Here is a 6,417-nt window from a genome sequence, read left to right on the forward strand (position 1 = left end):
GGCCGGCAGGGTCCCCGAGTCCGCGTTCGAGCCCTACAAGGGCTGGTGACGCTAGAGCTTGCGTCCCTCGTGGGAGGCGCGGGCGCGCTCCGGCTCGGTCAGGGTGCCGCCGAACGGGGTCAGGCCGGGCAGGCCGTCGATGCTGTGGCCGTTGTTGACGTCGCAGTAGTCGCGGATGGCGTTCGGGCCGCGCTGGTCGAGCCACGCCTCGGCGGTGCGGTAGAGCTGGCTGCGGTCGTCCTGATACGCCATCTGCGGCACGCCGAAGCCGCACGAGTCGGAGATGCGGGTGGCCTCGACGCGGATGACGCTGCGCACCGTCGGGCGTGCCTCGTCGGGCAGGTCGAAGCGGGCCAGCAGGTCGTCGAAGCCGGGATCGGCCATCTCGACCGGCTCACCGCGCCCGTGCACCCGGATGATCTGAGGTGGGCCCTCGAAGGAGCAGAACATCACGACGACGCGGCCGTTCTGCTTCAGGTGCGAGACGGTCTCGATGCCGCTGCCGAACAGGTCCACATAGGCCACTTCGCGTGGGCCGAGCACGGCGAAGGTGCCACGGCCGCCCTTGGGGGACAGGTTCACGTGGCCGTCGTCTCCGCTGGGGGCGGTGGCCACGAAGAACATCGGCTGGCGCAGCAGCCAGTCACGCAGCCGATCGTCGATCTCGGGTAGGACGGATCCCATGGTGGCTATCCCTTCGGGGGTGCCGCGTGCTGGCGGCGCATCGCCTCGGCGAGCGCCGGGTTGGCGTGCGTCGGGTTGGCGTGCGTCGGGTTGGCGTGCGTCGGGTCGGGGTCGAGGGCGACGATGACGCTGGCTACGTCGGCAGCGGGTTTGTCCTGACTGAGTTTAACCTTGCCGACCACGCGCTCCGGTCGCCGCTTCCGCGGCCGCTGCCCCGCTACCGCGACGACCTCGACGACACCCCAACGCAAGCGCTGCGCCACCGAAGATCCGCAGCTGTCGGGCGGCGTAGCCTGCCACTTCTCCGGCCATTAGGCTTGCGGGGCTATGTCTTTATACAGCGCTCGGCACCTGCACCAACTTCGCATGATCGTGACGGGAGGTGGCACGGGTGGGCACACATACCCGGCGCTGACCACGATCACCACGCTGCGGGCCCGGCTCGCCGAGACCGGCACCGAGCCGGAGTTGCTCTGGGTCGGCGTGCGCGACGGGTTGGAAGCCAAGATCGCCGCCCGGGCCGGCGTGCCGTTCAAGGCGATCGTCACCGGCAAGCTGCGCCGCTCGACGAACCCCCGCGATCTGCTCCGCAACGTCGTCGACGCGTTCCGGATCCCGTTCGGAGTGCTCCAGGCCGTCGCGATCGTCGGTCGCACCAGGCCAGCTGTCGTGCTGTCGACCGGCGGGTACGTGTCGGTGCCGATCGGTCTGGCCGCTCGACTGTTCGGCGTGCCGTACCTGCTGCACGAGCAGACGCTGAATCTTGGTCTCGCCAACCGGATCCTGGCCCGCGTCGCCACCCGCGTCCTGCTCAGCCACTCCTCGTCGCTCGCCCACGTGCCCGGGCGCTCGCGCGAGTGCAGCGTGGTCACCGGAAACCCGATCCGGGCCGAGATCCTGGCGGGCGACCGCGTCAAGGGGTTGGCCGCTTTCGCTCTGGACCCGGCGGTGCCGTTCGTCCTGGTCACCGGCGGTGCGGCCGGCGCACGCCAGATCAACCAGATGCTGACCGCGGTGCTGCCCGACGTGCTGCCGCACTGCCAGATCGTGCACCAGTGCGGCAGCCTCGACCTCGCCGAGATGCGGCAGGTCGCGGCGGGCCTGCCGCCCGGGCTCGCCCACCGGTACCGGGTGGTGGACTTCATCCACGACGAGCTGCCGGACCTTCTGGCCGCCGCCGACATCGTGATCGCCCGTAGCGGCGCCGGCACCGTCGCCGAGCTCACCGCGCTCGGCAAGACCTGCGTCCTCGTGCCGTACCCGTACTCGGCCGGGGGCGAACAGCGCGTCGCCGCCCGGACCCTGGCCGCACAGGGCGCCGCCGTCATGCTGGACGGCGACGAGGCCACGCCGGAGCATCTGCGGCACACCCTCAGGGCGCTGCTGGCCGACCCGGCGCGGCGGGCCGCGATGGCACGCGCCGCGGCCGGGTACGGACGTCCGGACGCCGCCGATCGGGTGGTGGCCGAGATCCTGGCGGTAGCCGCCCGAGGCTAGCGACTCGCGAGGGCGGTGTCGATGAGCACGTCGAGCAGTGCCGGGTACGCAAGGCCCGCCGCGCTCCACATCCGCGGGTACTGGGACATTGCCGTGAACCCGGGCATCGTGTTCACCTCGTTCACCACCGGCACCAGGTCCTCGACCCCCTCGACCGTGGGCAGGAAGAAGTCGACCCGGAGCAGACCCGAACATTCCAGGACGCGAAACGCCTCGACCGCCTGCGCCTGAAGGGCGGCCGTGACCGCGGCGGGCAGGTCGGCGGGGATGTCGAAGACGGTCTCACCCTGGTACTTGGCGTCGAAGTCGAAGAAGGAATGCCTGTCGGGCACCCGGATCTCGAGTGGAGGCCCGGCCACCACCCTGCCGTCCGGGTACTCCAGGACGCCGACGTCCACTTCCCGCCCGCGTACCGCCGCCTCGACGAGCACCTTTGGCATGCCGGTCTTGCGCGCCGTGGTGATGGCCTCGTCGAGCATCGTCCAGTCGTCCACTCTGGATACGCCGACGCTCGAACCCTCCCGTGCCGGCTTGACGAAGACGGGCAGTCCGAGCCGCTTGCGCTCGTCCGCGCTGACGTCGTCGTAGTCTGCTCCGTGCAACACCACGCTGTCGGCGACGAGCAGGCCGGCATCGGCGAGGAGTTTCTTGGTCAGCTCCTTGTCCATTCCTATGCCGCACGCGAGCACGCCGCTGCCGACGTACGGTATCCCGAAGAGGTCCAGTGTGGACTGAATCGTGCCGTCTTCCCCGTGCCCGCCGTGCAGGGCGGGAAAGGTGACGTCGACCTCGTCGCGGAGCCGGCTCAACGCGCTCCATGCGCTCTCCAGCGCGGTGGGCCGGGGCCCGGCCGGATCGCGTGTCATGTCCAGAAGCGTCGCGGCGTCGATGCCAGCGGGCTCCTGGTGGTCCCGACCGACCGTCCACACGCCGTCCGTGTCGATCCGCACGGGTGTCACCTCGTACCGCTCGCGGCTGAGGTGCCGCACGATGCTCGCGGCGGAGGCGCACGACACGCCGTGCTCGGCGCTGCGGCCGCCGAAGAGGACCGCCACCCTGGTTCGCGGTTTACCCGTCATGGCCTCGCCCCTTCGCGCTCGGCGGCGTACTCGGCGACCAGCTGAGCGATCACAGCCGGCTCGGCGTTTCCACCCGTGAGCACGACACCGATGTCGGCGAACGACCCGCTCGCGGCCAAGCGCAGCGCACCGGCCAGCCCGGCCGCGCCGGACGGCTCGAGCAGCAGCTTGGTGTGGAAGAGCCCGAGCAACATCGCCCGGCCGATGTCGCCGTCGTCCACCCGTACGACGCCCGCGATCCGGTCCCGGACGATCTCGAACGGAAGACTCCCGACCAGCGACGGCCTGAGTCCGTCGGCGAGCGTGGGCGCCGGCGGCACGCTGATGCGACGACCGGCGGCAAGACTCTGCCCCAACGAGTCGCATCCAACGGGCTCCACGCCGTACACGGCGGTGGCGCGACCCTCAACCGTGAGGCACGCACCAGCCACCCCGCCACCGCCGCCGACGGGGACGACGATGGCGTCCAGCCGGGTGCCGCGCCGGCCAGCCTCTTCGACCAGCTCCCACGTCGCGCTGCCCTGCCCGGCGATCACATCCGGATGGTCGTACGCGTCCAGGAGGGCGTCACCACTCGTCGCCCGCAACCGGTCGACGACCTCCAGCCGTTCCTCCACCGTCGTGCCGGCCAGCTCCACCCGGCCGCCGCACGCCTCGATGCTGGCAACCTTGCTCGCCGGCGCGTCGAATGGAAGCACCGTCGTGGCGGTCAGGCCGTACCGCTCGGCGGCCATCGCGACGGCGAGCGCATGGTTGCCCGTGCTCTGCGCGACCACGCCTCGATGCGCACCCTGCTTGGCGATCTGGTCAACCGCTCGCAGCGCTCCCCGAAACTTGTACGACCCGCCGGTCTGGAGGTTTTCCGCCTTCAACCACAGGCGCACGCCCGCGATCTGGTCCAATGCGGTCGAGCGGACCAGCGGCGTGTCCACCACCCGGTCGCGTAGCCACCAGGCCGCCGCCTCCACGTCGTCGCGGCGCACACCCCCGTGCGACAGCAACCTGTTCGCCAACGTTCCTCCCCCGATCGCAGCGGTTCCCCCATACAGACCGACGGGCAGCCCCGTGCGTTGGCTGCGTTGGCGAAGGTTCCTATGACATGGTTCACATGAGGCAACCAAGCGTGTTCGCGACCGGAACCGACGTCCCGGAGCCGGTTTACGTATCGTCGTCCTGGACGGTCAGCGTTCCGTAGGCGTCGCCGACCGGCACGGGCTTCGCCGTACGCCAGACAAGCTCGAAACCTGATCCGCTGCTGCGTAGCTGCCAGCCATCCGGCAACGGCGTGACGGTCGACGCGCCGCCACCCGGCCTGACCGGATCCGCCCATGCGGCTCCACTGCCGCCCAACATCAGCGATCGCCGCGCCGAATGGTGAGAACCGCCGTCCTACGCCGCCGCGGCCGTGGCTGTCTGGCGCCCGCGCGGGGCCGCCACGTGGTGGCCGAGGGTGCGACGGTATGTGTCGAGGGTGCGTTGTGCGGCCTGGTGCCAGGAGTACTCGAGGCGAGCCCGTTCGATGCCGGCGAGGCCGTAGGCGCCGCGCAGTTCCGGATCCGTCAGCAGCGCGTGGATCGTCGCGACGAGCTGCGCGGGCGAACCGGGTGGGATCAGTCTGCCGACGGTTCCGTCGGTTACCGCCTCGGAGAGGCCGCCGGTGGCGGCGGCCATGACCGGCACGCCACAGGCCATGGCTTCGAGGGCCGCGCGGTTGAGGGAGGCGTGTGACGGTGTACAGACCAGCAGGTCGGCCGAGCGGTACCAGCCTGGCATGTCGCGGTACGGGACAGCGCCGGTCAGCCGGAGCCGGTCGTGCGTGCCGGTGTTGACGGCGCTGGCTCTTAGCGCCGCCGCGTGGGGGCCGAGTCCGCGCGAGGGCGGAGGGGGCCGGCCGATGATCACCAGCTCGGTGTCGGGAAGGCCTGGCAGCGCGGCGACGGTGTCGGCGAAGCCGTTCGACGGGATCAGCTGTCCGACGGCGAGGATCCGGTGCGGCCGGCGCCGGTTCCAGGCGGGCCCGCTGGGCTGGAACTGCGCGGTGTCCACGCCCGGCGGTATGACGGACACTTTCGTTCGGGGAATGCCGAGGCGCCGCATGTGGTGCGCGTCGCTGTGGGACAGCGCCAGGACGGCGTCGGCCTCACCGGCCGCGGCCTGTTCGACGCGGCGCCGGAACGCCGCGACCCGGTCGCCTTGGCCGTGATCGCCCAGCGGCTCGGCCACACCGTGGAACGTCACGACCGTGGGACGGCTGGTCATCTTCTTGGCGACCAACGCGGCCACCGCGGACGGCCACGTGTGGGCATGGACGACGTCGGGCGCCCAGTCGTCTCGCCATGACCGGTCCAGCCACTGCCCGAAGGGGTTGAGGTGGCACAGCTGTTCGCCGGGGTGCGCCGTACGGGCAGGACCGATCGGCGCGTTGACCAGGGTTATCCCGTCGGCGTCCGTGGCCTGCTCCGGCTGCGAAGGGCTGGACCGCCGGGTATAGACGCGGACGTCGTGGCCGAGGCGAGCCAGCGCGGCGGACAGTTCCGTCATGTGCACGGCCGATCCGGTTATCCAGTCGCGGCTTCCGGCGCGCAGCGGTCGTTGGTCCACTGACACCACGGCGATGCGCATCGACGTTCTCCCGGACTCGTGACCTAATCGAGATCTGGCCGTGATGTTCCCGGTATCGTCGTCGCGGAAACCCGGATCAGAGGCTCTCCGTGCCATAACGCGGCGGGACCACGCAGACGGCCAAGGCCATCTCGGCGACGAACCGTGGTGCGGCTGCCGCTTCCAGCTGCCCGGTCGCGACATCGGTCGCGGCGCCGTGCAGGATGTGGTGCAGGGCGCTGGCCAGCAGGTCGGCCGCGATGTCGGCGCGGAACACGCCTTCGACCTGGCCCCGGCGGATCAAGTCATGAACCCGCTGCTCCGGCTTGGCATGCAGCTCGTGCACGCGGCCCGGGGGCAGGGTGGCCTGCGCCGCCTGCAGGACCGAGGCGGCCTGGGCGATCAACAGCCAACCGGATTCCATGAGCGCGCGAAGTCCGTCGCGGGGGTCACGGGTGAGGTCGACGGCCGCCAACACCTCGTCGCCCTGGGTCAGCAGTCGGATCAACGCGGCTTCGACCAGGGCCTCTCGGGACGGGAAGTGCCCGTACAGGGT

Annotated in this window: 7 protein-coding genes; 1 reads left to right on the top strand and 6 read right to left on the bottom strand. The window is 70.9% G+C overall.

The features are described 5' to 3' along the window. Window positions 1–51: 51 nt before the first annotated feature. A complete protein-coding gene (locus V6V89_RS21400; protein WP_334620968.1) occupies window positions 52–684 on the bottom strand; it encodes a pyridoxamine 5'-phosphate oxidase family protein in 633 nt (210 codons plus the stop codon). A gap of 5 nt (window positions 685–689) precedes the next feature. After that, a complete protein-coding gene (locus V6V89_RS21405; RefSeq protein WP_334620969.1) occupies window positions 690–947 on the bottom strand; it encodes a hypothetical protein in 258 nt (85 codons plus the stop codon). 64 nt (window positions 948–1,011) lie between these two features. On the opposite strand from V6V89_RS21405, the gene V6V89_RS21410 reads away from it, so the two are divergent. Continuing rightward, complete coding sequence (locus V6V89_RS21410) at window positions 1,012–2,181, top strand: UDP-N-acetylglucosamine--N-acetylmuramyl-(pentapeptide) pyrophosphoryl-undecaprenol N-acetylglucosamine transferase (RefSeq protein ID WP_334620970.1); 1,170 nt, start codon at window positions 1,012–1,014, stop codon at window positions 2,179–2,181. Here V6V89_RS21410 and V6V89_RS21415 read toward each other — a convergent pair. From V6V89_RS21415 to V6V89_RS21430, 4 genes are all read right to left on the bottom strand, one after another. Continuing rightward, the gene (locus V6V89_RS21415; RefSeq protein WP_334620971.1) at window positions 2,178–3,260 is read right to left on the bottom strand and encodes a D-alanine--D-alanine ligase family protein; all 1,083 of its coding nucleotides are present in this window, start codon (window positions 3,258–3,260) and stop codon (window positions 2,178–2,180) included. The two genes, V6V89_RS21410 and V6V89_RS21415, sit on opposite strands and share 4 nt — an antisense overlap. Then, window positions 3,257–4,273, bottom strand: coding sequence for a threonine ammonia-lyase (locus tag V6V89_RS21420; RefSeq protein ID WP_334620972.1), 1,017 nt, complete (start codon window positions 4,271–4,273; stop codon window positions 3,257–3,259). The genes V6V89_RS21415 and V6V89_RS21420 overlap by 4 nt, the downstream gene beginning before the upstream one ends. Window positions 4,274–4,649: 376 nt before the next feature. Next, on the bottom strand, window positions 4,650–5,882 hold the full coding sequence (locus V6V89_RS21425; RefSeq protein WP_334620973.1) for a glycosyltransferase: 1,233 nt from the start codon (window positions 5,880–5,882) through the stop codon (window positions 4,650–4,652). 76 nt (window positions 5,883–5,958) lie between these two features. Then, window positions 5,959–6,417, bottom strand: a 459-nt coding sequence (locus V6V89_RS21430) for a TetR/AcrR family transcriptional regulator (RefSeq protein WP_334620974.1), incomplete at its 5' end; no start/stop codon positions are given.

This window comes from Micromonospora sp. CPCC 206061 (genome assembly GCF_036906915.1).
In the GTDB taxonomy this organism is placed as follows: domain Bacteria; phylum Actinomycetota; class Actinomycetes; order Mycobacteriales; family Micromonosporaceae; genus Phytohabitans.

Coding starts and splice junctions, on each gene's coding strand:
- V6V89_RS21400 (WP_334620968.1), bottom strand. CDS start 684: ATGGGATCCGTCCTACCCGAGATCGACGATCGGCTGCGTGACTGGCTG.
- V6V89_RS21410 (WP_334620970.1), top strand. CDS start 1,012: ATGTCTTTATACAGCGCTCGGCACCTGCACCAACTTCGCATGATCGTG.
- V6V89_RS21415 (WP_334620971.1), bottom strand. CDS start 3,260: ATGACGGGTAAACCGCGAACCAGGGTGGCGGTCCTCTTCGGCGGCCGC.
- V6V89_RS21425 (WP_334620973.1), bottom strand. CDS start 5,882: ATGCGCATCGCCGTGGTGTCAGTGGACCAACGACCGCTGCGCGCCGGA.